At 60.8% G+C, this 23,236-nt stretch carries 24 protein-coding genes; 4 read left to right on the top strand and 20 right to left on the bottom strand.

Features of this window, described 5'->3' with window-relative positions:
* The first annotated feature begins 317 nt into the window (after positions 1-317).
* Positions 318-1,415 (top strand): bifunctional diaminohydroxyphosphoribosylaminopyrimidine deaminase/5-amino-6-(5-phosphoribosylamino)uracil reductase RibD, encoded by a 1,098-nt coding sequence (gene ribD / locus ASD75_RS22105; protein ID WP_056748061.1) that lies wholly within the window; start codon positions 318-320, stop codon positions 1,413-1,415.
* Positions 1,416-1,539: 124 nt separating this feature from the next.
* Positions 1,540-3,441, top strand: coding sequence for an ATP-binding cassette domain-containing protein (locus tag ASD75_RS22100; protein ID WP_056748059.1), 1,902 nt, complete (start codon positions 1,540-1,542; stop codon positions 3,439-3,441).
* 80 nt (positions 3,442-3,521) lie between these two features.
* Here ASD75_RS22100 and ASD75_RS22095 read toward each other — a convergent pair whose 3' ends face one another.
* The 7 genes from ASD75_RS22095 to ASD75_RS22065 form a co-directional block, all read right to left on the bottom strand.
* Complete coding sequence (locus ASD75_RS22095) at positions 3,522-4,628, bottom strand: chemotaxis response regulator protein-glutamate methylesterase (protein WP_056748057.1); 1,107 nt, start codon at positions 4,626-4,628, stop codon at positions 3,522-3,524.
* Between the two features lie 15 nt (positions 4,629-4,643).
* Positions 4,644-5,393: a chemoreceptor glutamine deamidase CheD gene (gene cheD / locus ASD75_RS22090; RefSeq protein WP_056748055.1), complete on the bottom strand. Its 750-nt coding sequence runs from the start codon at positions 5,391-5,393 to the stop codon at positions 4,644-4,646.
* A 30-nt stretch (positions 5,394-5,423) separates the two neighbouring features.
* Positions 5,424-6,335 (bottom strand): CheR family methyltransferase, encoded by a 912-nt coding sequence (locus ASD75_RS22085; protein ID WP_056748053.1) that lies wholly within the window; start codon positions 6,333-6,335, stop codon positions 5,424-5,426.
* Positions 6,336-6,445: 110 nt separating this feature from the next.
* Positions 6,446-6,934: a chemotaxis protein CheW gene (locus tag ASD75_RS22080; RefSeq protein WP_015015794.1), complete on the bottom strand. Its 489-nt coding sequence runs from the start codon at positions 6,932-6,934 to the stop codon at positions 6,446-6,448.
* Positions 6,935-6,989: 55 nt separating this feature from the next.
* Positions 6,990-9,134 (bottom strand): chemotaxis protein CheA, encoded by a 2,145-nt coding sequence (locus tag ASD75_RS22075; RefSeq protein WP_056748051.1) that lies wholly within the window; start codon positions 9,132-9,134, stop codon positions 6,990-6,992.
* 40 nt (positions 9,135-9,174) lie between these two features.
* On the bottom strand, positions 9,175-9,537 hold the full coding sequence (locus ASD75_RS22070) for a response regulator (RefSeq protein WP_015015796.1): 363 nt from the start codon (positions 9,535-9,537) through the stop codon (positions 9,175-9,177).
* Positions 9,538-9,586: 49 nt separating this feature from the next.
* Positions 9,587-10,033, bottom strand: coding sequence for a hypothetical protein (locus ASD75_RS22065; RefSeq protein ID WP_056065760.1), 447 nt, complete (start codon positions 10,031-10,033; stop codon positions 9,587-9,589).
* Positions 10,034-10,221: 188 nt separating this feature from the next.
* Here ASD75_RS22065 and ASD75_RS22060 point away from each other — a divergent pair, with 188 nt between their 5' ends.
* Entirely contained in the window at positions 10,222-11,331 is a 1,110-nt protein-coding gene (locus ASD75_RS22060; protein WP_056748049.1) for an ATP-binding protein, read from the top strand.
* Positions 11,328-11,957: a response regulator transcription factor gene (locus tag ASD75_RS22055; protein ID WP_056065755.1), complete on the top strand. Its 630-nt coding sequence runs from the start codon at positions 11,328-11,330 to the stop codon at positions 11,955-11,957. The genes ASD75_RS22060 and ASD75_RS22055 overlap by 4 nt, the downstream gene beginning before the upstream one ends.
* A gap of 9 nt (positions 11,958-11,966) precedes the next feature.
* On the opposite strand, the gene fliR is transcribed toward ASD75_RS22055, so the two are convergent.
* The 13 genes from fliR to fliF all read right to left on the bottom strand — a co-directional run bounded on the left by fliR (position 11,967) and on the right by fliF (position 23,210).
* The gene (gene fliR, locus ASD75_RS22050; RefSeq protein WP_056065753.1) at positions 11,967-12,737 is read right to left on the bottom strand and encodes a flagellar biosynthetic protein FliR; all 771 of its coding nucleotides are present in this window, start codon (positions 12,735-12,737) and stop codon (positions 11,967-11,969) included.
* A gap of 125 nt (positions 12,738-12,862) precedes the next feature.
* On the bottom strand, positions 12,863-13,132 hold the full coding sequence (gene fliQ, locus ASD75_RS22045) for a flagellar biosynthesis protein FliQ (RefSeq protein ID WP_015015801.1): 270 nt from the start codon (positions 13,130-13,132) through the stop codon (positions 12,863-12,865).
* 11 nt (positions 13,133-13,143) lie between these two features.
* Positions 13,144-13,935, bottom strand: coding sequence for a flagellar type III secretion system pore protein FliP (fliP, locus tag ASD75_RS22040; protein ID WP_200938979.1), 792 nt, complete (start codon positions 13,933-13,935; stop codon positions 13,144-13,146).
* Positions 13,928-14,293 (bottom strand): flagellar biosynthetic protein FliO, encoded by a 366-nt coding sequence (locus ASD75_RS22035; RefSeq protein ID WP_056065746.1) that lies wholly within the window; start codon positions 14,291-14,293, stop codon positions 13,928-13,930. The genes fliP and ASD75_RS22035 overlap by 8 nt, the downstream gene beginning before the upstream one ends.
* A gap of 7 nt (positions 14,294-14,300) precedes the next feature.
* The gene (gene fliN / locus ASD75_RS22030) at positions 14,301-14,741 is read right to left on the bottom strand and encodes a flagellar motor switch protein FliN (RefSeq protein WP_015015804.1); all 441 of its coding nucleotides are present in this window, start codon (positions 14,739-14,741) and stop codon (positions 14,301-14,303) included.
* A complete protein-coding gene (gene fliM / locus ASD75_RS22025; RefSeq protein WP_056065744.1) occupies positions 14,731-15,735 on the bottom strand; it encodes a flagellar motor switch protein FliM in 1,005 nt (334 codons plus the stop codon). The genes fliN and fliM overlap by 11 nt, the downstream gene beginning before the upstream one ends.
* Before the next feature lie 22 nt (positions 15,736-15,757).
* On the bottom strand, positions 15,758-16,354 hold the full coding sequence (gene fliL / locus ASD75_RS22020) for a flagellar basal body-associated protein FliL (RefSeq protein ID WP_056748047.1): 597 nt from the start codon (positions 16,352-16,354) through the stop codon (positions 15,758-15,760).
* A gap of 195 nt (positions 16,355-16,549) precedes the next feature.
* Positions 16,550-16,957 (bottom strand): flagellar hook-length control protein FliK, encoded by a 408-nt coding sequence (locus ASD75_RS22015; RefSeq protein ID WP_056748045.1) that lies wholly within the window; start codon positions 16,955-16,957, stop codon positions 16,550-16,552.
* Positions 16,958-17,907: 950 nt separating this feature from the next.
* A complete protein-coding gene (locus ASD75_RS22010) occupies positions 17,908-18,357 on the bottom strand; it encodes a flagellar export protein FliJ (protein ID WP_056065736.1) in 450 nt (149 codons plus the stop codon).
* Positions 18,358-18,378: 21 nt separating this feature from the next.
* The gene (fliI, locus tag ASD75_RS22005) at positions 18,379-19,773 is read right to left on the bottom strand and encodes a flagellar protein export ATPase FliI (RefSeq protein ID WP_099729183.1); all 1,395 of its coding nucleotides are present in this window, start codon (positions 19,771-19,773) and stop codon (positions 18,379-18,381) included.
* The gene (locus ASD75_RS22000; protein ID WP_056748111.1) at positions 19,757-20,497 is read right to left on the bottom strand and encodes a flagellar assembly protein FliH; all 741 of its coding nucleotides are present in this window, start codon (positions 20,495-20,497) and stop codon (positions 19,757-19,759) included. The genes fliI and ASD75_RS22000 overlap by 17 nt, the downstream gene beginning before the upstream one ends.
* Positions 20,484-21,479: a flagellar motor switch protein FliG gene (gene fliG / locus ASD75_RS21995; protein WP_056065732.1), complete on the bottom strand. Its 996-nt coding sequence runs from the start codon at positions 21,477-21,479 to the stop codon at positions 20,484-20,486. The genes ASD75_RS22000 and fliG overlap by 14 nt, the downstream gene beginning before the upstream one ends.
* A 36-nt stretch (positions 21,480-21,515) precedes the next feature.
* Positions 21,516-23,210 carry a flagellar basal-body MS-ring/collar protein FliF gene (fliF, locus tag ASD75_RS21990; protein ID WP_056065860.1) on the bottom strand — a complete coding sequence of 565 codons (1,695 nt, stop codon included), beginning with the start codon at positions 23,208-23,210 and terminating at the stop codon, positions 21,516-21,518.
* Between the last annotated feature and the right edge of the window lie 26 nt (positions 23,211-23,236).

The raw sequence follows: 23,236 nt of genomic DNA, 5'->3' as shown, positions 1-23,236 counted from the left end.
CCTAAGCACCACCACAAACCACCCCATCAACCCCAACACTTTTGCGCTCAGGTCTCAGTAGCGAAGCCCTCGACTATAGCACGGTTTACAACAGGCAGCCGAGAAAACCCGTGGATTTGCCCGTCCCAGCCCCGCTCATGCGATTAGAGATTCAGTCCCGCATGCCCGCCACCGCTGCCTCCAGGGCATCCAGGAACAGGAAAGCCCCGCTCTTTCTGGCGGTCTCCATGGGCGTTGCGTCAACAGCCATCTCGCGAACGTCGCGTAAGCTGCTGTGACTACAACCCGTACCAGTCGCTTTTTCATCGACACCAACCATGACGGATTACACCAAGGCGGCATTGGATCTTGCCCATGAGGCTCTCTACAGGACATCGCCCAACCCCCGCGTGGGCTGCGTGCTCGTCGACCACGACGGCACCATCATTGGCCAGGGGTCCACCCAGCGCGCGGGGGGGCCACATGCGGAGGTGATGGCTCTACGCGACGCAGAGCAGAGGGGCTATTCCCCTCAAGGTGCTACCGCCTACGTCACGCTAGAACCTTGCTCACACCACGGACGTACGGGTCCTTGCTGCGATGCACTCATTAAGGCAGGTATCGCCAAGGTCGTCGCATCGATTGCCGACCCCAACCCCGCAGTGGCGGGCAATGGGTTTGCGCGCCTGCGTGCGGCGGGGGTAGCTGTAGAGGTAGGGCAACGGGCGGAAGCATCCAGGGAGCTGAACCTGGGATTTTTCAGTCGGATGATTCGAAAAACGCCCTGGGTCCGCATGAAAGCAGCTGCATCGCTCGACGGTGTGACCGCCTTGCCCAATGGAGCAAGCCAATGGATCACCGGTCCCGCCGCTCGTACCGACGGACATGCATGGCGCGCAAGGGCTTGCGCGGTGTTGACCGGCATCGGGACCGTACTCGCAGATAACCCACGACTGGATGTGCGGGATGTACCCACCGATCGGCAACCCTCACTCGTTTTGGTAGATAGCGAGCTAGCTGTTCCTCTGGATGCCTTGCTTTTCGCAGCGAACCGGTCGGTCTATATCTATACAGCCTTTGCACACGAGAAAAAACGCAGCGCGCTCGAATCCCTTGGCGCCACCGTGATCACAATGCCGAATAGTGCCGGCAAGGTGGACTTACCCGCGATGGTGCAAGACCTCGGGCGCAGGGAGATCAATGAACTGCACGTGGAAGCAGGTTACAAGCTCAATGGCTCGCTGCTGAGCAAAGGACTGGTCGATGAACTACTGGTCTATCTCGCCCCCAAGCTGATGGGCGAGGGCATGGGATTGGCCCAGATAGCTCCCTTGGCGACACTTGCCGAGGCACATGCCCTCAGCTTCCATACGGTAGACAGGATCGGGGAAGACCTGCGCGTCCTTGCACGCTTGCAGGGGCGCGACAGGTTCTGAAGAAGTCGCTGCGTAACTGATCGCGGAATTTTCCGCCAATCAAAGTTACGCCCGACCGGCTGTCCCTCAATCATGTGACTGGCGCAAAAGTCCCGCCAGAGCGCGACACGGATAATCCCGCTCTATGGCACTTATCACCTTACTGGACGCCCAACTCGCATTTGGGCATGTTGCACTGCTGGATCACGCCGGCTTTTCCCTGGAGACCGCTGAGCGGGTTGGCCTGATTGGCCGCAATGGCGCGGGAAAGTCTTCCCTACTCAAAATCCTGGGAGGACTTGCCAAGCCGGACGATGGCTCTTTGCAAGTTCAGCAGGGGGTACGCATTGCCTTCGTCGCACAGGAGCCAACGTTAGACCCCGATGCCACCATTTTCAAGGCAGCCTCCGAAGGCCTGCAACGCGTGATCGCTATCCGCGATCAATACCTCTCGGGGGCGGATGGACTGGATCTGGATGCATTGCAATCGGAGATCGAGGCCTACGACGCCTGGAACTGGGAGCAGCGTGTAGAAGAAACCCTGCAGAGGTTGCATCTCGACCCGGAAGCCGTGGTCGGAGCACTCTCTGGCGGCACCAAAAAACGCGTGGCGCTGGCGCAGGCGCTGGTGGCACGCCCTGACGTGTTGCTGCTGGACGAACCCACCAACCACCTGGATCTGGACTCCATCGAGTGGCTGGAAGACCTGCTGCTGGACTTTCCGGGCAGCGTCGTGACCATCACCCACGACCGGTCGTTCCTTGACCGTGTGGCCACCCGCATCGTGGAGCTGGACCGCGGTCAATTGCGCTCCTACCCCGGTAACTTTGCTCAATACCAGATTCAGAAAGAAGAGCAGTTGGCGCAGGAGGCAGTGATCGCCGCCAAGGCCGACAAGCTCCTGGCACAAGAAGAAATCTGGATTCGGCGTGGTGTGGAAGCGCGCCGCACCCGCAGCCAGAGCCGTATCAGCCGCTTGGAACAGTTACGCGCCCGGCGGGAGGCCCGCCGTGAGGTCGTTGGCAGTGTGCGCATGGATGTCGCCACCGGAAGCTCCAACGGCTACCAGGGCAAGATCGTGGCGGAACTGCAAGGAGTGAGCAAAGCCTTCGGCGACAAAACCATCGTTCACAATTTTTCCGGGACGATACTGCGCGGGGACAAAGTGGGCCTGATCGGCCCGAACGGCGCCGGTAAAACCACGCTGCTGAAGATGATCTTGGGCGAACTGCAGGCCGACAAGGGCACCATCCGGCAGGGAGCGAACCTGCAAGTAGCCTACTTTGACCAGATGCGCCACGCCGTCAACCTCGACGCCACATTGGAAGACTTCATCAGCCCTGGCAGCGAATGGATCGAGATCGGCAATCAGCGCAAACACGTCAAGAGCTATCTGAGCGATTTTCTGTTCTCCCCCGCGCGCGCGCACTCCCCAGTGCGGTCGCTGTCCGGCGGGGAACGCAACCGCCTGCTGCTTGCCCGGCTGTTCGCTCGACCGGCCAATGTCCTGGTGCTGGATGAGCCCACGAACGACCTAGACATTGACACCTTAGATCTGCTGGAGGAATTGCTCGAAAACTACGAAGGCACGGTGTTCCTGGTCAGCCATGACCGCACCTTTCTCGACAACGTGGTGACCAGCACCCTCGCTTTTGAAGGCAACGGCCTGTGGCGCGAGTACGAAGGCGGCGTCCAAGACTGGTTGCTCCAATCCAAGCGCAGTCGGTCACTGCAAGCAGCTGCTGCAACGTCCTCCAAACCACCCACACCGGAAGTTTCCAACCAAAGCACGCCGGAGCGCACATTAAATAAGCCTGCACAGCTATCAAAAAAGAAGCTGAGTTACAAAGAGCAGCGCGAACTGGATCAACTGCCTGGTCTGATCAGTGCGCTAGAGACGGAACAGAAATCCCTTCAAGACGCACTTTCCGACGGCTCACTCTTTGGTACTGACCCCACACGCGCGGCAGCCCTGACAAGCCGAGCAGCCGCCATCGACGAGGAGCTGATGACCGCGTTGGAGCGCTGGACAGCACTCTCTGAATAGGCGCCAAACCGGTTCATGGCGCGAGGCTCTGGCGGGGACACACATGGTGAAGGCCCGCCGCCAGGGCTCGGTAATCGCCCTTAAATCCGGTGGTGCAGGCGGTCCGTTGTTCCGCGCAACCGGGCAATCAAGGCAGGAGCAATCTGCCCCAGCGGCAGCACCTCGTCGGCGGCACCGTGGGCAATGGCTTCCCGCGGCATGCCAAACACGATGCAGGTCGCCTCATCCTGCACATAGTTGTAGCTGCCGGCGTCTTTCATCTCCCGCATGGCAACAGCCCCATCGTTGCCCATGCCCGTGAGCATGATGCCAAACGCGTTGCGCCCCACCACCGCTGCTGCGGACTTGAAGAGTACCTCGACCGAGGGCTTGTGGCGATTGACCGGAGGGCCATCGTCCACCACCGCTACATAGTTGGCGCCACTGCGCGCCACATGGAACTGTGTGCCGCCCGGTGCGATGTAGGCATGGCCGGGCAGAATGCGCTCGCCATTCACCGCCTCCTTGACGGTGATCTGGCACAACCCGTTCAAACGGGCCGCAAAACTGGTAGTAAACCCGGGAGGCATGTGCTGGGTGATCACGATCGCTGGCGAATCCGCAGGCATCTGGACCAGCACCTCCTTGATGGCTTCGGTACCACCGGTGGACGCCCCAATGCAGATGAGCTTTTCGGTGGAAAGGCGCCCCAACAGGCCCGCTGCGGGTACGGCGTGGGGCACAGGAGTGCCCCCCACAACACTGGAGGCTGGGCCTGCATCACGCACAGGGGCGCGGCGCACTTGCGCCACGGCAGCAACGCGGATCTTGTCCACAATCTGCGCCGCCAAATCGTTGAGCCCGCTGGCCAGCCCCACACGCGGTTTCGCCACAAAGTCGACGGCGCCCAACTCCAGGGCCTTCATGGTGACCTCCGCGCCACGCTCGGTCAGCGTGGAGATCATCACTACCGGAGTCGGCCGCAGACGCATCAAGCGCCCCAGAAAATCAATGCCGTCCATGCGTGGCATTTCAACGTCCAGGGTGATGACATCCGGATCCAATTCGCGAATCATCTCGCGCGCCACCAAAGGGTCGTTGGCCGTGCCAATGCACTCCATGTCCCGCTGGCGGTTGATGATCTCTGACAGCAGACTACGGACAAGCGCCGAATCGTCCACCACGATCACCCGGATTTTCCTGCTCATTAACTCAAACCTTTATCAAAACAGATCCACAGAACCACCCGACGTGGTCTTGGCAACAGTGGCCGCGTTGCCACGAACCTCCTGGGCCACGAGGGCTTCGGGATGGGCATGCGCCAACCGTTTCACCATCGCTTTGCCGGTCACTGGAAAGAAAACCACCTTGCGCGGATAGATGTCGAGCACGTCCTCGGAGACGATCGGAATGCGCTCAGTGTGCAAATAGTTCAACACAAAATTCGTGTTGCGCTCACCCACATTCATGGTGGTGAAGTTGTGCATCACCTGGGCCCCTCCAAAAATCTTGGCCTGCATGGTTTCACGGCGTGCACCGAGCTTGAGCATTTCATTGATCAACAGCTCCATCGCGTAGGAACCATAACGCCCGGATGCGTCCGCCAGATCGCCGTCCGGCAGCATGAAATGGTTCATTCCTCCCACACGTGCGCGGCTGTCCCACAGGCAGGCAGCGATGCACGAGCCGAGCACGGTCATGATGACCATGTTCTCATCCGACACGAAATACTCACCAGGCAGCACCTTCACCGCGTTGTGCTGGAAGTGGTGATCAAGGTAAAAAAACGAGGCCTCTCCTGGCTTGCGGCTGCGGGCCTTGAGCTCCTGCAGCGACGACTCGCGCGCGGGCCCGTTGCCAGAGCTGTAGATATCGGCGCTCAGCGGCGCAATACGCGGAGCGCGGCGCCTTTCGGAACTGCCGGGCACAGCAGCAGCATTGGAAGGGGATGAACCTGTTTGAATGTTGGTCATGGGTGCAATGTGCAGGACAACATGGACAGGTCAGCGGCGCTCATACACCGTCTTGCCACGCAGGGTGAACAGGTCTTTGGACTCGCTGAAGTTCTCTGCGTGCCCCACAAACAACATGCCACCCGGTTTGAGCACACGGTGGATTCTTTCCAGCACGCGCCGCTGTGTAGGGGCATCAAAGTAAATCATCACATTACGGCAGAAAACCACGTCAAAGGGCTCCTTGAATGGCCAATCGTCGCGGATGAGATTCACACTCATGAAGTCGATGGCGCGCCGCAACTCCGGCTTGGCGCGGACCATGCCCGCGTTCCCGCCTTTGCCTTTGAGAAAGAATTTCTGCAAGCGCTCAGGGCTCAAGCCCTTCACACCGTCGAGCCGGTACACGCCCTGCGCCGCGGTGGCCAGCACGCGCGAATCAATGTCGCTGGCTGTCAGTTTGAAAGATGCGTTGGCGCCGAGCGCCTCCAACGCGGTGATCACGATGGAGTAAGGCTCTTCGCCCGTGGAGGCAGCATTGCACCAGACCCGCCAGTTGGCGGATGGCTTGGAGCGCAGGTGCGACGCGAAAATCTCGAAATGATGCTGCTCGCGAAAGAATGCCGTGAGGTTGGTGGTCAGCGCATTCACGAACTCCTGCCACTCCGGCCCGTCATGGTTCTCCAGCCAGCTCAGGTAGTCGTGAAAGCTGGTGTGCCCCGTGTCGCGCAGCCGCCGCGACAGGCGGCTGTACACCATGGCGTGTTTGCCATCATGCAAGCTGATGCCAGCGCGCTGATAGATCAGCGCCTGCACACGGGCAAAGTCTGCATTGGTCCAGACAAATTCTCGCCCCTGGGCCAGAGGGCCAGAGGGCGCTGCGGCTGCGGCTGCGGCATACGCAGGATCTACCCGGGCTGGGCCTGACCGGACTGACGCCGAAGCACTGGTGGTTTGGGCCATATTGATCGTCCGAGGGGAAGTCCTGTTCGCTCCAAAAGGTCTGTGAGCACAGCTCACAGCCTGACATGCGCCTGCGCCACCACTGGCTGCTGACTGCTGACTGCTACGCCTTATTCGTTGGCGGTCACCAGGCCCATGTCCACGCTGGACATGAGCTTTTCAATATCCAGCAAGATCAGCATGCGCTCGCCCACGGACCCCAAGCCCAAGATGCAGCTGTTGTCGATCGCACTCTCGATATCAGGTGCCGAACGGATGCTCTCTGGTGTCAACTCCATCACATCGCTCACCGAATCCACCACAATGCCCACCACACGGTTGCGCAGGTTGAGGATGATGACCACTGTGAAACTGTTGTAGTCCGCCTGCGCACAGTTGAACTTGATGCGCATGTCCACGATGGGAACAATCGTGCCGCGCAAATTGACCACGCCCTTGATGAAGTCTGGCGCGTTCGCAATGCGGGTGGGAGGTTCGTAGCCCCGGATTTCCTGCACCTTCAGGATGTCGATGCCGTACTCTTCCTGGTCGAGGCGGAACGTCAGATATTCACGAGCACCCGTTGGTGCAGCGTCTGCAGTTTTACCGATCACACTCATGGTGCATTCTCCTTTCATGGCGGCGCAGCGCCCCCAGGGGCGCCCGCACCTGTATCTAGTGGCGCGCCCGACGCACCAAGCCACCCGTGTCCAAAATCAAGGCCACGGTGCCGTCACCCAAAATGGTGGCGCCCGACACATTGGGCACCTTGCGATAGTTCGATTCCAGATTCTTGACGACCACCTGATGCTGGCCGAGCAACTCATCCACCAGCAAGGCCACACGGCTTCCGTCAGCCTCGACCACCACCATGATGTTGCTGGATTTGTTGAGGTCAAAGCGCGGAACCTGGAAGATCTTCTCCAGCGCGATGACAGGCATGTATTCGTCGCGCACCTTGACCAGCTGCGAGCCTTGCGCCACGGTGCTGACATCGTCCGCATTGACCTGGAACGATTCCACCACCGACGACAGGGGAAGGATGTAAACCTCTTCGCCCACCCCCACCGACATGCCATCCATGATGGCGAGCGTCAGCGGTAGGCGAACGGACACCTTCATGCCGTAGCCCTCTGCAGAATCGATCTCTACCGAGCCGTTGAGCGCTGCGATATTGCGTTTGACCACGTCCATGCCGACCCCACGGCCTGACACATCGGTCACCTCATCGGCCGTGGAGAAGCCTGGAGCAAAAATCAGCTGCCAGACATCGGCATCGCTCATCTGATCGGACACCTCGATGCCGCGCTCCTGGGCCTTGCTGAGGATCTTCTCGCGCGACAGGCCACGACCATCGTCACGCACCTCGATCACGATCGACCCACCTTGGTGCGACGCCGACAAGGTGATGGTGCCGTGCTCGGATTTGCCCTTGGCAAGACGATCGGCAGGCATTTCAATACCGTGGTCGCAGCTGTTACGCACCAAGTGGGTCAGCGGGTCGGTGATCTTTTCGACCAAGCCCTTGTCCAGTTCGGTGGCTTCACCCAGGGTCACCAGCTCCACCTTCTTGCCCAGCTTGTTCGCCAGATCGCGCAGCATGCGCGGGAAGCGGCTGAAAACGATGGACATTGGAATCATGCGGATCGACATCACCGACTCTTGGAGGTCGCGCGTGTTGCGATCCAGATCTGCCAACCCGGCCAGCAATTGCTGATAGGCCCCAGCATCAAGGCCCCGGCTGTTCTGCGCCAACATGGCCTGCGTAATCACCAACTCACCCACCAGGTTGATCAGTTGATCGACCTTCTTCACATCCACGCGGATGGTGGTGGACTCCATCTGTGCTTGCATCGCCACCTTGGGCTCGGCGCTCGCCTTGGGCGCAGCTTTGGGAGCTTGCGCGACAGGCGCATGGGCAGCCGCCGCAGCTTCACCATGGGGAGCTCCGGGTGCGCCGTTGAAGAATCCATAAGGCGCTTCGCCCCCGGAGGTATCCACGGCAACCACAGGCTCGTCGTCTGCATCTGCGGCGGCAGCGTCACCAGAAGCGGCAGCATCACGAATCAGCACCTGGTCCTTGGAAACATGGAACGCAAACAGGTCCAGCAGATCATCGTTGGTGGACGTCGTTTCCACCGCAAAGACCCGCGTATTGGCCTGGCTGCCCGGGACATCGCGGATCGCCCCCAAACCGGGAATGTCTCGGAACAATTCTTTGATCGCGTCGGCCTGCTCGGGGCGGTCCAGTGGCCCGATCTGGATTTCCAGCTGTCGTGCCTGCCCTGGCACAACAGGCGCAGAAACCTTGGGCGCAGGAGCCGGAGCTACTGCCACCGGCGCGGGTGCAGGAGGAGGCGGCGCTGCGACCACAGGTGCAGCATCGCCGGGCACCAAGCCTGCCGCCAGGTCGCTGATTCGGCGAACCAGGGAGGTGGTGGAAACCGCCTCACCTTGTCCACCCGCCTGATGCCGTGCCAGCAGGCTGCGCGAAGCATCCGCAGACTCCAGGAGAACGTCCACCATCTGAGGGATGGGCTGCAGCTCATGGCGGCGCAGACGATCGAGCAGGGACTCCATCTGATGGGTCAGCTCGGCCACGTCAGAAAACCCGAAGGTGGCAGAACCTCCCTTGATCGAGTGAGCGCAGCGGAAGATGCCGTTGAGCTCTTCGTCGTTGGCACTGCTCAGGTCCAGATTCAGGAGCATCTGCTCCATCTGGTCGAGGTTCTCACCCGCTTCCTCGAAAAAGATCTGATAGAACTGGCTGAGGTCGAAGTCAGCGCCTGCACCTGATCCTTCTTGGTAGGTTTCCGCCATGGTGGGCTCCTGTGTACTAAATGATCTCAGTCAACCCGGCTCAGCGGATCACTTTCTGGATGACTTCGATCAGGCGATTCGGATCAAAAGGTTTTACCAGCCATCCCGTGGCACCCGCTGTGCGGCCCGCCTGCTTCATCTGATCGCTCGACTCTGTCGTCAGGATCAGGATGGGAATGGTCTTGAATTTGGGATGCTCGCGCAGTTTGCGGGTCAGGCCAATGCCATCAAGACGTGGCATGTTCTGGTCTGCCAGCACCAGGTCAATGTTGTGCGTCTCAGCCTTTTCGAGGGCATCTTGCCCATCCACTGCCTCCACGACGTGATAGCCGGCACCAGTGAGGGTGAACGACACCATTTTGCGCATGGAAGGTGAATCATCAACGGCAAGGATCGATTGCATGTATGGCTCCAACTGACTTGAATATATAAGGTAACCAGTGATGTGAACGTCAAAACAGGTCCACAGAACCTGCATCCATCTCGCTTTGGGTGACAGGGTTCGGCCTGTCGGGCGCCATCTCCGCAAAGGGCGCTGCATCTTCACCTTCTTCATGCCCCATGGCTTCCGAGGCCAGCCGAAAGGCACAGCCCTGCAGCACCTTGGTGGTGTGCCATATCAGTTGGGAGGCCATGTCCTGGAACTGCAGCTCAGTCACTGCGCTGCGCAACGCCGTGCGCGCGGCCACCAACTCCGGGGAGTCCGCCACTACAGCATCTGTCAACATGGCGTTTGCCTCTCCAAACCGTTCCAGCAGGTTGTCGGTGGCGTGGTTCAGCAAGCCTTCCAGGCGGTGCAAGTCGTGCATCACGACCAACAAAGAGTCCTGCAGCTCTGCCGCCACCATGACGGGAACCTGGACAGCAGGTCCTCCAGGCGTTGTTAGCGTAGATTGCATCGTTTCTCCATCGCAGCACGTAGCAGCAAAACACGCAAATACACAGGACTACGATACTTGCATCAGTAACCAGCCAAGGCCCCCGAGCAAACCGGAGCATCCGCGCCCATTGGACGCTGACGCACAAACCATCCCAACCGGACAAACACCCTTGTTTGTTCCAATTTGTATCCTATGATAGCGCTCCTATGGGCCCTGCAACACCAGACCAGACCCTTGAAATCCTCCATCTTGAAGATTCACCGGCCGATCACGAATTGGCAGCGCGTGCGTTGCGTCGATCAGGGCTCCGTTGCCACCTCCAGCGAGTTGACACCCTTTCTGAATTCCAAAGACTGACGGACACCGGCCGCTTTGACATCATCCTGGCAGATTACCGCCTGCCAGGCTTCACCGCATTGGATGCCTGGGCCCATGTGGCGCAAAAACCGCATCACCCACCTTTTGTGCTGCTTTCAGGTGCCATTGGCGAGCCCGCAGCGGTTGACGCGATGCGGCTCGGGGTAGCGGACTATCTGCTCAAAGACGATATCCAGCGCCTCCCGCATGTAATTGCCCGCACCCTGGAAGTGCACGAAGCACGCAACGCGCGCGAGCAGGCTATTGCCGAGCTGGCCACGTCGCAACGCCGCTTGGCCGAGTTGGCCGAGCATCTGCAGACCTCCATCGAACATGAGCGGGCCGCCATCGCTCGCGAGATCCACGACGACATTGGTGGCGCACTGACCGCAGTACGCTTTGACGTAGCCTGGATAGGGCGCCACAGTACCGATCCTGCCATGCAAGAGCATGCCACCTCTGCGGTGGACATGCTGCAACACGCGATTGGCGCCAGCCAGCGCATCATGATGAACCTGCGCCCACCCATCCTGGAACAAGGGCTGGTGGCGGCTGTCCAGTGGCTGGCCACGGGCTTTGAGCGCAGGACGGGCATCACCACAAGGATGCAGAGCAGCAGCGAAACCATCGATATACCCACCGACATTCAATTGGTGGCATACCGTACTGCCCAAGAAGCATTGACCAATATCTCCAAGCACGCGCAGCCCAGCAAGGTGGACATTGAACTGTCTGACAAGGAAGGGGTACTGACCCTGGAGGTCGCGGACAATGGCCGTGGCATGGATTCCACAGTTCGCGACAAACCAAAAGCCTTCGGCCTCAAGGGCCTTCAAGAGCGTGCACGCACCGTAGGGGGATGGCTGGACATCAGCAGTCGGCCGGGCAAGGGCACGTCGGTCATTCTGTCCGTCCCGTTACCATCTCCTCCCACATCCGCTCGAGGAGATGCCCAGTGATCCATGTCGTCTTGTGCGACGACCATGCCGTATTGCGGCGCGGCATTCGCGACACACTCGCCGAAGCACCGGACATTCAGGTGACCGGCGAAGCAGGCGGGTATTCTGAGCTGCGTGAAGTTCTGCGCACGGCTGCCTGTGATGTGCTGCTACTGGACCTGAACATGCCCGGACGCAGCGGCCTGGAAGTACTGGCCAGCCTGCGCGAGACCCACTCGACCATCCGGGTGCTGGTGGTTTCGATGTACCCCGAGGATCAATACGCGCTGCGCTGCCTCAAGGCGGGAGCCCAAGGCTACGCCAACAAGGCCGGCGATCCGGTGGAGCTGATTGCGGCAGTGCGCACGGTGATGCAGGGGCGCAAGTACCTCACTGCCGAAGTGGCCCAGATGCTTGCGGACAGCCTGGCTCAACCCACGCCGGAGGTGCCCCATGCGGCGCTCTCCGAACGAGAGCTGCAAACCCTGGTCAAGATTGCATCGGGCCGGCGCCTGTCTGACATTGCCGACGAATTGATGCTGAGTCCCAAAACCGTGAGTGTGTACCGCTCACGGGTTCTCGAAAAATTGAAGCTTTCGAACAATGCTGAGCTCACCGTTTACGCCATCCGCAATCAACTGGTGTAAGTGACGGCCCTACCTGCCAACAGAGAACAGATCCACGGCTTGTTGCATCAACGCCAACACCGGTTGCTCCAGCATCGGCAACGTTGCTGCTATGCCCAGCATCCCCACCGTGAGCGTGACCGGGAAACCCACTGCATAGATATTCATTTGCGGCGCCACACGCGAGATGATGCCCATGGTCAGGTTGACGAAGAGCAGCAGCGCAATCATGGGCATGGCAATCCAGAGCGCACTGGAAAAGAGCGAAGCACCCAACTCATACAACCGCATCTGTCCCAACGCCTGCAGAAAATTTCCATCGACTGGAAAGCGGTCAAAACTTTTGACCACGGCCATCAATATCAACAAATGGCCATTGATGACAATGAAGAGCAGCATGGACATGTGGCCAAAAAACCGGGCCACGGCGCTGATCTGACCGTTGGACGTGGGGTCAAAGAACGATGCAAAGTTGAGCCCCATCTGCAGGCCAATGATTTCACCAGCCAGCTCAACGGCTGTGAACACCAGGCGAACCGAAAAGCCGATCGCCAGCCCCACAGCCACCTGCTGCGCCACCGTGCCCAGCGCCTCACGGCCGTTCACGCTGATGACAGGCTGCTCGCCCAGAACACCTTGCGCACACAAAGCCACAAGGAAAGCGAGACCGATTTTTACGCGCATGGGCACGACCCGCATGGAGAACACTGGGGCCACGGAAAACAATGCCAGCACGCGCAAAAAGGGCCACAGAATGGGAGACAGCCACGCCATGATCTGAGCTTCGGAGAAGGTGATCACGCCCCTCCTCCACCGGCGAGGCCTGGGTGCATTGACGGCCAAGGCACGGCCGCCCCCAGTGCTCGTCGCTGACTCCAGCAGCCCAGCATTGTCCTGAGGCCGCCAAGTGCCCAGATTGGCATGTGCTATCCAATCATCGACGGGATCGATTCGATTGTCCGGCGGATGAAGTCCACCAGGGTACTGAGCATCCAAGGCCCAGCAATCGCAAAAACGACCATGGCCGCAATCAGCTTGGGCACAAACGCCAGCGTTGCTTCATGGATCTGCGTGACAGCCTGAAAAATACTGACCAACAAGCCCACCGCCATGACCACCCCCAGCACTGGCATGGAAATCATCAGCAGCAGGGTGAGGGCGTCACGCCCAATGGTCAGCACCATTTGTGAAGTCATGGCGGAATCCTCTAGGTGACGAAGCTGGCGGCCAATGAGCCGATCAGCAGGTTCCAGCCGTCTGCCAGCACAAACAGCATCAGCTTGAACGGCAATGCCACCAACACCGGGGACAACATCATCATGCCCAGGGACATGAGGATGCTGGACACCACCATGTCGATGACAAGAAACGGGATGAAAATCATGAACCCGATCTGAAACGCCGATTTGAGCTCGCTGGTCACAAAGGCCGGCACCAGCACACGGATGGGCGCCGTCTCAGCCGTCACTTTGGGATCAAGACGTGCCAGCCTGGAAAACAGCGCAAAGTCAGATTGCCGCGTCTGCTTGAGCATGAAGCTGCGCATCGGCGCCTCTGCCCTGTCCAGCGCCTGTTCGAAGCTGATGGTGTTGTTGGTATAGGGAACGTAAGCGTCCTGGTACACACGGTCCAGCGTCGGGCCCATGACAAAAAAGGTCAGGAACAGTGACAGCCCGATGATGACCTGATTGGGAGGAGCCGACTGCGTCCCCAAGGCCTGACGCAGCAAGGACAGCACAATCACAATCCGTGTAAAGCCCGTCATCATCAGCAGCACAGCGGGCAAAAAAGACAACGCCGTGAAAAACAGCAGTGTCTGAATGGGTACCGAGTAGCTGGCGCCAGATGGCCCACTGCCAACAACCAGTGGCAATGCGCCCGGACTTTGAGCCCAAGCGGAGCCATGCGCTACCACGCTGGCAACAGCAACGGCCCAAGGCAAAGCACGCCCAGCTGTTCGCGCTACGCGCCTTGGGAGCAAGGATGCGAGCTCAGACATGCGCGGACTTTCCAGAATCAGCGGACGCAGCTCGCATCTCGTGAGCAAACGATGGTTCTGTCGGGAGTGAAACGTTCACGGCGTCCCCAGCCCCCTTGGCCGCCACTGGTAGCACGTGGAGGCAACTGACCTGTTGAGCGGTGACGCCCAGCACCAGCCAAGTACGCGCATGTTCAGGGCCGACTTCCACCGTCACTACCCGCTGTTGAGGGCCGACGGCCACTGCAGACACCACGCGTGACGCCACCCCGGCAGCCAGCGTCCCGGAGGACTGGCGCTGCTGCAGCCGGCGCACAGCCCAGGGAAGCAAAGCCATGGCGCCCACAAAAAGCACCACGACCAGCAGCGTCTGGGTCATGCTCCCACTATCCACGGCTCACCCGCCGCAAACGTTCTGACGGCGTGACCACATCGGTCAGGCGGATACCAAACTTGTCATTGACCACCACCACTTCGCCTTGGGCGATAAGGTAGCCATTGACCAGCACGTCCATGGGCTCGCCTGCCAGTGCATCCAGCTCCACCACCGAACCTTGTGCCAGTTGAAGGATGTACTTGATGGGCACTTTGGTGCGCCCCAACTCCACCGACAGCTGCACCGGAATGTCCAGCACCATGTTGATGTCGTTGACGGTATCACCGCCCGCAGCACCGGAAAATGGTCGCACGGGCTCGCCGGAAAGTGGCCCTCCCTGCTCTGCGTCCGCCGGTTTTTCGTCCGTCCGCTTCTGCTCTTCGAGCGCCTCGGCCCAACCCGCAAACGGATCGTCCGCGCCTGCGTCCTTGTTATCTTCTTCAGTTGCCATTTTTCTCTCCCAGCCAACTCATGTCCGAAGTGCGCAGGCACTCTTCAATGCGGATGGCGTACTTGGAATTGTGGGTTCCATACTGGCATTCAAAAATAGGAACCCCTCCGATCGATGCACGGATACGGGGCTCGCGGTCCAGTTCGATGAAGTCACCCGGCTTCATGGCCAGCAGTTGCTCTACGGTGGCATCGGCCTTCGCCAGCTCCGCCACCAGCGTAACCTCTGCGGATTGGATTTCACGCTTGAGCACATTCACCCAGCGGCGGTCCACCTCAATGGAATCGCCCTGCGTGGACGAATACAGTACATCGCGGATCGGCTCCAGCGTTGCATAAGGCATGCATATATGGATGGCGCCCGACAGGTCGCCAATTTCCAGCTGAAAGGCCGTGGACACCACGATCTCGCTGGGCGTAGCAATGTTGGCGAACTGGGGTTGCATTTCCGAGCGCTGGTATTCCAGCTCCAGCGGATAGATCCCCTGCCACGCCTTCTTGTACTCCGCGCAGATCACATCTACGAGCCGGTTGATGACACGCTGCTCGGTAGGCGAAAAATCACGCCCCTCAATGCGGGTCTGGAACTTACCGACCCCACCATAGAGGGTGTCAATGATGCCGAAGACCAGCGAAGGCTCACAGACGATGAGTCCGCTGCCTCGCAGGGGGCGGATCGCCACGATGTTGAAGTTCGTCGGCACCGCCAGCTCTCGCAGGAAAGCACTGTAGCGTTGCACCGACACCGTCCCCACCGAAATTTCAGGACTGCGGCGGATGAAGTTGAAGAGTCCGATGCGAAAGTTGCGTGCAAACCGCTCGTTGACGATTTCCATCGTCGGCATGCGGCCACGGACGATGCGCTCCTGGCTGGAGATGTCGTAATTGCGTACCGACCCCGCCTCAGCCACTTCCTCAACGGACTTCTGGCTCTCGCCAGTGACCCCTTCCAGAAGGGCATCAACCTCTTCCTGCGAAAGAAATGAATCACTCATGGCTGGTCCTTACCCGGCTGGCTCATTGGATGATGAAGCTCGAAAAGAGCACCTTGCGCACAGGATTGCGCTCTGTGCGCTTGCGCGCGGCGGGGCGTTCCTCTGCATCTCCGTCCTGCTCAGCGGCAGCAGCTGCCTTTGCACGCTCACGCTCTGACGGCACCGAGTAGCCCAGAGGGCGCGAGACCTCGCGCAAGACGTCAGTAGCGAGCTTTTCCTTGCCCTCGCGCTGCAGCAGCTCCGTGGACGTGCGTTGCGACACCAGCATCAGGATTCCACTGCGGATCGACGGCAGGTACTGCTTGACCTGTTCTGCAGTCTTTGCATCCTCCAGCTCCAACGTAATGCCGATCTGGGCAAAGCGATCACCGCCAGGATCAGCCAGATTGACCACCATGTTTTCCAGGGGCAGGAAGGTGGGGGCTACCTTGGGCGCCTCCTTGTGAGCCGCAGGTGCACCGCCGCCCTCTTCGTCCTCAGCTGCATGCGACCGACTGGAGATGAACCATGCTGCTGCGCCCCCTCCAATCACCAGCACAGCCACCACCACGCCGATGATGATCAACAGCATCTTCTTGCTTTTGGCGGGTGCGGCTGCTGCGGGAGTATTGGCTGACACAATGGAATTCCTTGCGGTAGGGAACAGGCAGAACAGACGCTATCAAAGTGCAAGCACAACCTGTTAGCCCATTATGGGTCGGGGGTGTAACCAATAATAGCCAGAATAAAAGCCCAAAACCATGGCATTCACCGCGCTCGCCTGCACTGCGGAGATGGGAGCAGAACTACCGACCGCCCACATCACCCCGCAGAATCAGACGAAGACGTCCACGGCCCGGTCTGTCGCCCCACCACCGCGCGCCAGCGAGGCTGTGCCAGCAGGCACGGCAGATACCACCTGCGCCTGGCGTGCCCCGTCGCGAGGTCGCTGCTGCCCCGCCTCGCCACCACCGGCACTGTCGCGTGCCGATGTGCCCACCGACATGCCAGACAACACCAAACCCTCACTGCGCAACAGATCACTCAACTGCGCCATGCTCTGGTCCAGCAGCTCCCGCGTCTGCTGCTGGTCGCTGCGGAACGACACGTGCGCTTCGTTGCCCGACAAAGACACAGACACCTCCACCGGCTGACCATCACGCTGCAGCGTCAACTCCGCGTTCTGGGTCTTCTGGTTCACCCAGTAGGCCACCTGCTCGGCCACCTGCTCTTCTGCACCCAAAGCGTTGGGGTCTGCAAAGACCGTTGCATCGGTGAAGTTGCCAGACTCAACAGCCCCTCCCCCTGACGCACCTTCATACCAGGCGCCGCCAGCCCCAGCGCCATCGCCATTGGAACGCCCGCCAGCCGATGACTCTGAAGCATGTAACGCCCCAGCAGAAGCCAGCAGACCGTCGGCGAGAGGCACTGCCGCCTCCGTACCCGCGGCAGGATTTGACTGTGCAAGCCTTGACCGATCGAAGGTAACGTCAGCACTCACGCCTGCGGAAGCCCGCTCTCCGGCGGAGGCGACCAGTGTGGCGGAGAAACCATGCACGGCGTTGGAACGCGCAGCAGAGTCCCCCAGCGTGGGTGAGCCCATGGGTGCATCGACCGCACCCATGCCACTGCCTCGTTGAGCGCTAGCGCTCTGCATACGCGAAAAGTTACGTCCGAAGCCGGTCAAAGCCCCTTGCGAAGACCCCTCTTTGAAATCAGCGGACGCATCCAGCTTCGCCGTCTCGGCAACCAAACCTTGAGGGATGCCTCCCAGCAACATGTCGTTGAGCGCAGTTCCCTGGGAAACCATAGACCCTTGCGCACCTGACTGCCCCACTGCTGCGATACCCCCGAAACCCGGGTTGGAGGACTGGGAGGCTCCCAAGGCAGTCTGTCCGTTGAACGTTCCAAGCTCATTCCGGCTTTGTGTTGGAGCAAACAGGCCTTGCCATGCGGCCACGTCTGCCGCAGACACTGACGCTGCATCAGTGCCGTTGTCCACTGACGATAAAAGAGTATCACCCAGCGCCCCCTCCTCTGCCCCGCCCCCCAACGCCGCCAGCAAAGCCAAAAAACCACCCCCAGCCGCAGGATCGCTAGCGTCTGCGGCAGCAGGCTGGGCCGATGACTTGGCACGAGTCGTGTGGGCGGGCTGGGTGCCCTGCGAGGAGGCTACTTTGGTCGGTTCCATGTTCAATTCTCCTGGCCCGCGTTGCGATACTGCAGCGCGGCGCGTTCATCGGTCTGTTTTTGGTCTCTGCGCTGTTGCTGCAGAGCGAGGTCGTTGCGTCGCTTGTCTACCACCTTGCGCAGACTGGCCAAACGCAGCTCCGCATCTAACAGAGCACGCTGGGCAGCTTGCACCCGCGCAGATTGGTCACCCACCACGCTGGTCTGGATGCTGGCGGCATGACCCAGCCTGTCCATGAAGTGGTAGTGGTGGTACATCACTTCGGGCTGCATGGCCGTATCTGCCTTCATGCCCCAGCGTGACTCGGTTTCACGGGCGTAGTCTTCCAGCTGATCGAGCTGGGCACGCGCTGCCTGCTCGGCAGCCAGCGTGTCCTGCAGCACCTTGCGGGCATCGTCCCGCTTGCGAGAGGCCACTTCGACTGCGACAGAGAGGGCGTTGAGGTTGGACATGATGGCTTCCCTTGTCCGCCGTCAATGGTCCAGCACCGCCGCCATGGCGGCTACGCTGTGGTCCATGGAGGCCGCCTCGTACATGTCCTGCTGCAGAAAACCCGCCATCTGTGGCTGCAAGCGGATAGCCTCGTCCAATGCCGGGTCGGAGCCGCTCATATAGGCCCCCACCTGCACCAGATCCCGACTCTTCTGGTAGCGCGAATACACCGCACGAAACCGTCGCGCCAGGTCAAAATGCCCGCGAGACACCACGTTGTGCATCACCCGCGATGCCGATTGCTCAATGTCGATGGCCGGAAAATGCCCGGTCTCAGCCAGGGCACGCGACAACACAATGTGCCCATCCAGAATGGCACGGGCAGCATCCGCGATCGGGTCCTGCTGGTCATCACCTTCCGATAGCACCGTATAAAACGCCGTGATCGAGCCGACGCCATGCAGGCCGTTGCCGCTGCGCTCGACCAGCTGCGGCAGCTTTGCAAAACAGGACGGCGGATACCCTTTGGTTGCTGGCGGCTCGCCGATGGCCAGGGCAATTTCCCGCTGCGCCATTGCATAGCGGGTCAGTGAATCCATGAGCAGCAGCACATGCTGCCCTTTGTCGCGAAAATGCTCCGCCACCGCAGTCGCGTAGGCCGCCCCCTGCATGCGCAACAACGGAGGCGCGTCGGCAGGTGCAGCCACCACCACGGACCGTGCGCGGCCTTCCTCGCCCAGGATGTCTTCCACAAACTCCTTGACTTCGCGCCCCCGCTCCCCAATGAGCCCCACCACAATCACATCGGCCTGGGTGTAGCGTGCCATCATGCCCAGCAGCACACTCTTGCCCACCCCGGAGCCTGCAAACAGCCCCAGACGCTGGCCCCGCCCCACGGTCAGCAAGGCATTGATGGCGCGCACGCCAGTATCCAAGGGCTCACGCACCGGGTCCCGATCCATGGCATTGATCTGCCGCCGCCCCATGGGCTCCGACACGACATCCTGCACCGGTCCACCATGGTCGAGGGGCAGGCCTTGCGCATCCACCACGCGGCCCAACAAGCCGTCGCCCATGGGCAAACGAAGCACCCCGGCGCGTTGTACGGGCCGTGGAGGCTCGCCCAAGCGAGGCATGGGGATATATGGCGCAGCCGGCACCACACTGGCGCCACTGGACAGCCCATGGATATCGCCCGCAGGCATTAAAAACGCACGGTCGGCAGAAAACCCGACGACCTCAGCCAACACCGGCGCGTGCCCTGGCATTTGCACCATGCACTGCGACCCCACAGGCACACGGATCCCCACCGCCTCCAGCACCAGTCCCGTCAGTCGGGTCAGCGTACCCCGCGTCTCCAACGGTGCGCCTTCAGCCACACGCTCGCGCGCGTCGTCCATGAAGCGGGTCCAGGCAGAGTCAAGGTCGACGGTCATCGCCATCCCCAAGCGTCTCGTCGTCCCAGGGTGACTGCAGCCCCAGCGACGCAATGGCACGCTGCCACCGTTTGTCGAGGCTGCCATCAACGACCGTGCCCGCCGACTCCACCATGCAGCCGCCAGCAGGCACAGCGGCATCCGCCATCCACTGCACGCCAGGCGCATTGATCTCTTCGCGCAGAGGCTGGGCCATGGCCTCCATATCCTCCGGATTGAGCCGGACGGTGGCTGGCCGCCCTTCAGTGACCAGCATGCCCACGGCCTCCCGCACCACCGGCAACAAGGCATTGGGATTGACCGACAGTTCCTGACGCACCACCTGGCGCGCGATGTCACACGCCAGCTCCAGCACCTGCTGCGCCATGTGCTGCTGCATGTCGATCAGGCTGGCTTCCAGTGTCTGCAGCACGCTTTGCATGCGCTGTGCCGCCTCTTGTCCCTGCTGGGCAATGTATTCATCCATGCGGCGCTGCCACTCGAGCGCCGTCTGCGCCTGCCCTTGGGCAAAGCCCTCTGCATATGCATCGTCGCAAGCCTGCTGGACAAGCGCCTGCTGTGCCGCTTCATCCAGCTCGGCGGGCAGCTCCGCCACAGGTTCCGGCTCGGGCTCTGGCTCGACCAGATCGGAGCCGTCTACGGCGGCAAACTTCCACTGCTTGAAGTCGCCGACTTCCTCGCTGGGAATGAACCGCGAATAGGACCGCTGGTTAGACGAAGGCATCATCACCACCGCCTCCGATCACGATCTGGCCTTCGTCAGACAGGCGACGCACCGTCTTGAGGATTTCCTTCTGCTGCGCCTCGACCTCGGACAGCCGCATCGGGCCGCGCGATTCGAGGTCTTCACGCAGCGCGTCGGCTGCACGCGAAGACATGTTGGAGAGGAATTTTTCGCGCAGTTCGGGCACTGCGCCCTTGAGAGCCACGATGAGGGTTTCGGATGCCACTTCCTTGAGTACCGTTTGAATGGCCTTGTCGTCCAGCTTGAGAACATCCTCGAACACGAACATCTTGTCCATGATCTTCTGCGCCAGGTCAGGGTCGTACCCCCGGATGGATTCGAGCACTACGGCGTCCATGTTGCCGCCCAGCAAGTTGATGATTTCTGCGGCAGCCTTGACACCGCCCAGCGAACTCTTGCGGATCTTGTCTCCGCCCGCCAGCACCTTGAAAAGCACTTCGTTCAGGTCCTTGAGGGCTGTCGGCTGGATACCTTCGAGCGTGGCCACACGCAACAGAATTTCGCTACGCTGGCGATCCGTCAGGTGCATCAGGATGCCCGAGGCCTGGTCGCTGTCCAGATGTACCAGGATGGCAGCAACGATCTGCGGGTGCTCGTTACGCAGCAGTTCAGCCACTGACAGCGGATCCATCCACTTGAGACTCTCAATGCCCGAGACATCTCCGCCCTGCAAGATCCGGTCGATCAGCAGTCCCGCCTTGTCATCGCCGAGCGCGCGCTTGAGCACAGCGCGCACGTAATTGCCGGTGTCGGATACCAACAGGCTTTGCGCTGCGGCCGCGTTGGAGAATTTGTTGATGACCTCGTCCACCTTTTCGCGCGACACCGAGCGCATGCGCGCGATGGTCTCGCCCAGCTTCTGCACCTCTTTGGGCGAGAAATGCTTGAACACCTCGGCCGCCTCTTCCTCGCCGAGGGACATCAGCATGATGGCGGCATCGTGGAGTCCTTGGTCGTCCATGGTCGTGGTCCGTGCAATCGGTAGCGGTAGCGGCGACTAAACGGGCTCGCCGTTCAGCCAGGTCTTGAGAATATTGGCGACCGCGACCGGATTCTCCTTGGCCAGCGTCCGCGCATCTTCCAGGCGCAGCTGCTCGGGGGTCGCGGGCAACACTTCGTCCTTGCGGGCGGGCGCTGCCAATGCCGGGCGCTCAGGTGTTTCTGCCTCCAGCGCGTCCAGCTGTCCACCTGCCACCGGCTTGGCGGCACCGGCCTTGGCCGGCGCTGGGCCCTTGAGCGCAGGACGCACCAGACCCATCAGCACCAGGGCAGCAAACAGAACCGCACCTACCGGCCAGGCAAAGGTCTTGGCCAGATCAACCACCTCAGGCTGCTTCCAAAGCGGGGTGTCTGTGGTGGGCACCGCAGTCACCTGGAACGGCGTATTCATCAGATTCACCGAATCACCGCGTTCGCGGTTGAAGCCAATGGTTTCACGCACCAGCGCCGTCATCTGCTCGATCTGCTCGGGCGTCAGCGCCTTGGTCACGGTCTTGCCCTTGTCCTCGGCCGACTGGTAGTTGACCACCACCGCAGCACTCAGCCGCTTGACTGCGCCTGTACTGCCACGGACCACTTTCACCGTCTTGTCCACTTCATAGTTGGTGGTGGACTCGCGCTTGTTGGACTGTTCCTCAGTGCCCTGTTGGCCGCCCGCGTTGGGCGCAGGGTTGGCGCCATTGATGGGCGCTGCAGACGGAGCGGGAGGCTGATTGGCAACCGCACCGGGCACACCCGTGGCGGTCTTCGTCGCGCTGCCACGGCTTTCCAGCACCTGCTGGCTGCGGACGGCGCTGGAGTCTGGCGTCTGGTTGGGGCGGAATTGCTCGGAGGTGGACTCGGTCTGGGAGAAGTCCACCTCAGCCGTCACCTGTGCCTTGACGTTGTCACGGCCGACCACGGGCTCCAGAATGTCCATGATGCGGCGCGAATACTGCTGCTCCAGCTGCTGCACATACAAGAGCTGCTGGGCATTAATTTCAGCACCGGCCGTGCTGTCGGGCGATTGGGACAACAGCTTGCCCGTGTCATCCAGCACACTCACGGCCGACGGCGCCAGTTCCGGCACGCTGGAAGCCACCAGATGCACGATGCCCGCGAGTTGGGCACGGTCCAGAATGCGGCCGGGGTGGAGGCTCACCAGTACCGAGGCCGACGGCTTTTGCTGCTCACGGAAAAATCCGTTCTGGTTGGGCAAGGCCAGGTGCACACGGGCACTTTGCACGGACGACAAAGCCTGTATGGACCGGGTGAGCTCCCCCTCCAGCCCGCGCTGGAAGTTCAGGCGCTCCTGAAACTGCGTCATCCCGAATTTGTTGGACTCCATCAGCTCAAAACCTGCGACGGAGCCCTTGGGCAGGCCCTGCGTGGCCAGTCGCAGACGCACGTCATGCACGCGCTCCGCTGGGATCAGGATGGCGCCGCCACCCTCGGAATACTTGTAGGGCACATTCATTTGGGACAGCTGTGCCACCACGGCCCCGCCATCCTTGTCGCCCAGGTTGGAAAACAGTACCCGGTAGTCGGGTTGGCGCCCCATCACGACGGCCGCAACGGCAGCAGCCACCAGCAGGGCCACGCCCGCACCCAGCCGCATGCGCTGCGCCCGGTCGAGGGCGGACAGCCGCTGGAGCCAGTTGGGACTGGCCGGCGTCGGGAGCGGATTGAGAGGGACTTCAGCAACAGCAGACATCTTGCTTTCCATTAAAGCAGGCCCTG

Source organism: Acidovorax sp. Root568 (assembly GCF_001427445.1).
Lineage (GTDB): Bacteria > Pseudomonadota > Gammaproteobacteria > Burkholderiales > Burkholderiaceae_C > Acidovorax > Acidovorax delafieldii.
The sequence above is the reverse complement of the archived record's forward strand: the minus strand, read 5'-3'. Positions and strand labels throughout refer to the sequence as shown.

Excerpts from the sequence above, each read along its gene's own strand:
- ribD (WP_056748061.1), top strand. The coding sequence starts at position 318 with ATGACGGATTACACCAAGGCGGCATTGGATCTTGCCCATGAGGCTCTC.
- ASD75_RS22100 (WP_056748059.1), top strand. The coding sequence starts at position 1,540 with ATGGCACTTATCACCTTACTGGACGCCCAACTCGCATTTGGGCATGTT.
- ASD75_RS22095 (WP_056748057.1), bottom strand. The coding sequence starts at position 4,628 with ATGAGCAGGAAAATCCGGGTGATCGTGGTGGACGATTCGGCGCTTGTC.
- cheD (WP_056748055.1), bottom strand. The coding sequence starts at position 5,393 with ATGACCAACATTCAAACAGGTTCATCCCCTTCCAATGCTGCTGCTGTG.
- ASD75_RS22085 (WP_056748053.1), bottom strand. The coding sequence starts at position 6,335 with ATGGCCCAAACCACCAGTGCTTCGGCGTCAGTCCGGTCAGGCCCAGCC.
- ASD75_RS22080 (WP_015015794.1), bottom strand. The coding sequence starts at position 6,934 with ATGAGTGTGATCGGTAAAACTGCAGACGCTGCACCAACGGGTGCTCGT.
- ASD75_RS22075 (WP_056748051.1), bottom strand. The coding sequence starts at position 9,134 with ATGGCGGAAACCTACCAAGAAGGATCAGGTGCAGGCGCTGACTTCGAC.
- ASD75_RS22070 (WP_015015796.1), bottom strand. The coding sequence starts at position 9,537 with ATGCAATCGATCCTTGCCGTTGATGATTCACCTTCCATGCGCAAAATG.
- ASD75_RS22065 (WP_056065760.1), bottom strand. The coding sequence starts at position 10,033 with ATGCAATCTACGCTAACAACGCCTGGAGGACCTGCTGTCCAGGTTCCC.
- ASD75_RS22060 (WP_056748049.1), top strand. The coding sequence starts at position 10,222 with ATGGGCCCTGCAACACCAGACCAGACCCTTGAAATCCTCCATCTTGAA.
- fliQ (WP_015015801.1), bottom strand. The coding sequence starts at position 13,132 with ATGACTTCACAAATGGTGCTGACCATTGGGCGTGACGCCCTCACCCTG.
- fliP (WP_200938979.1), bottom strand. The coding sequence starts at position 13,935 with ATGTCTGAGCTCGCATCCTTGCTCCCAAGGCGCGTAGCGCGAACAGCT.
- ASD75_RS22035 (WP_056065746.1), bottom strand. The coding sequence starts at position 14,293 with ATGACCCAGACGCTGCTGGTCGTGGTGCTTTTTGTGGGCGCCATGGCT.
- fliN (WP_015015804.1), bottom strand. The coding sequence starts at position 14,741 with ATGGCAACTGAAGAAGATAACAAGGACGCAGGCGCGGACGATCCGTTT.
- fliM (WP_056065744.1), bottom strand. The coding sequence starts at position 15,735 with ATGAGTGATTCATTTCTTTCGCAGGAAGAGGTTGATGCCCTTCTGGAA.
- ASD75_RS22010 (WP_056065736.1), bottom strand. The coding sequence starts at position 18,357 with ATGTCCAACCTCAACGCCCTCTCTGTCGCAGTCGAAGTGGCCTCTCGC.
- fliI (WP_099729183.1), bottom strand. The coding sequence starts at position 19,773 with ATGACCGTCGACCTTGACTCTGCCTGGACCCGCTTCATGGACGACGCG.
- ASD75_RS22000 (WP_056748111.1), bottom strand. The coding sequence starts at position 20,497 with ATGCCTTCGTCTAACCAGCGGTCCTATTCGCGGTTCATTCCCAGCGAG.
- fliG (WP_056065732.1), bottom strand. The coding sequence starts at position 21,479 with ATGGACGACCAAGGACTCCACGATGCCGCCATCATGCTGATGTCCCTC.
- fliF (WP_056065860.1), bottom strand. The coding sequence starts at position 23,210 with ATGTCTGCTGTTGCTGAAGTCCCTCTCAATCCGCTCCCGACGCCGGCC.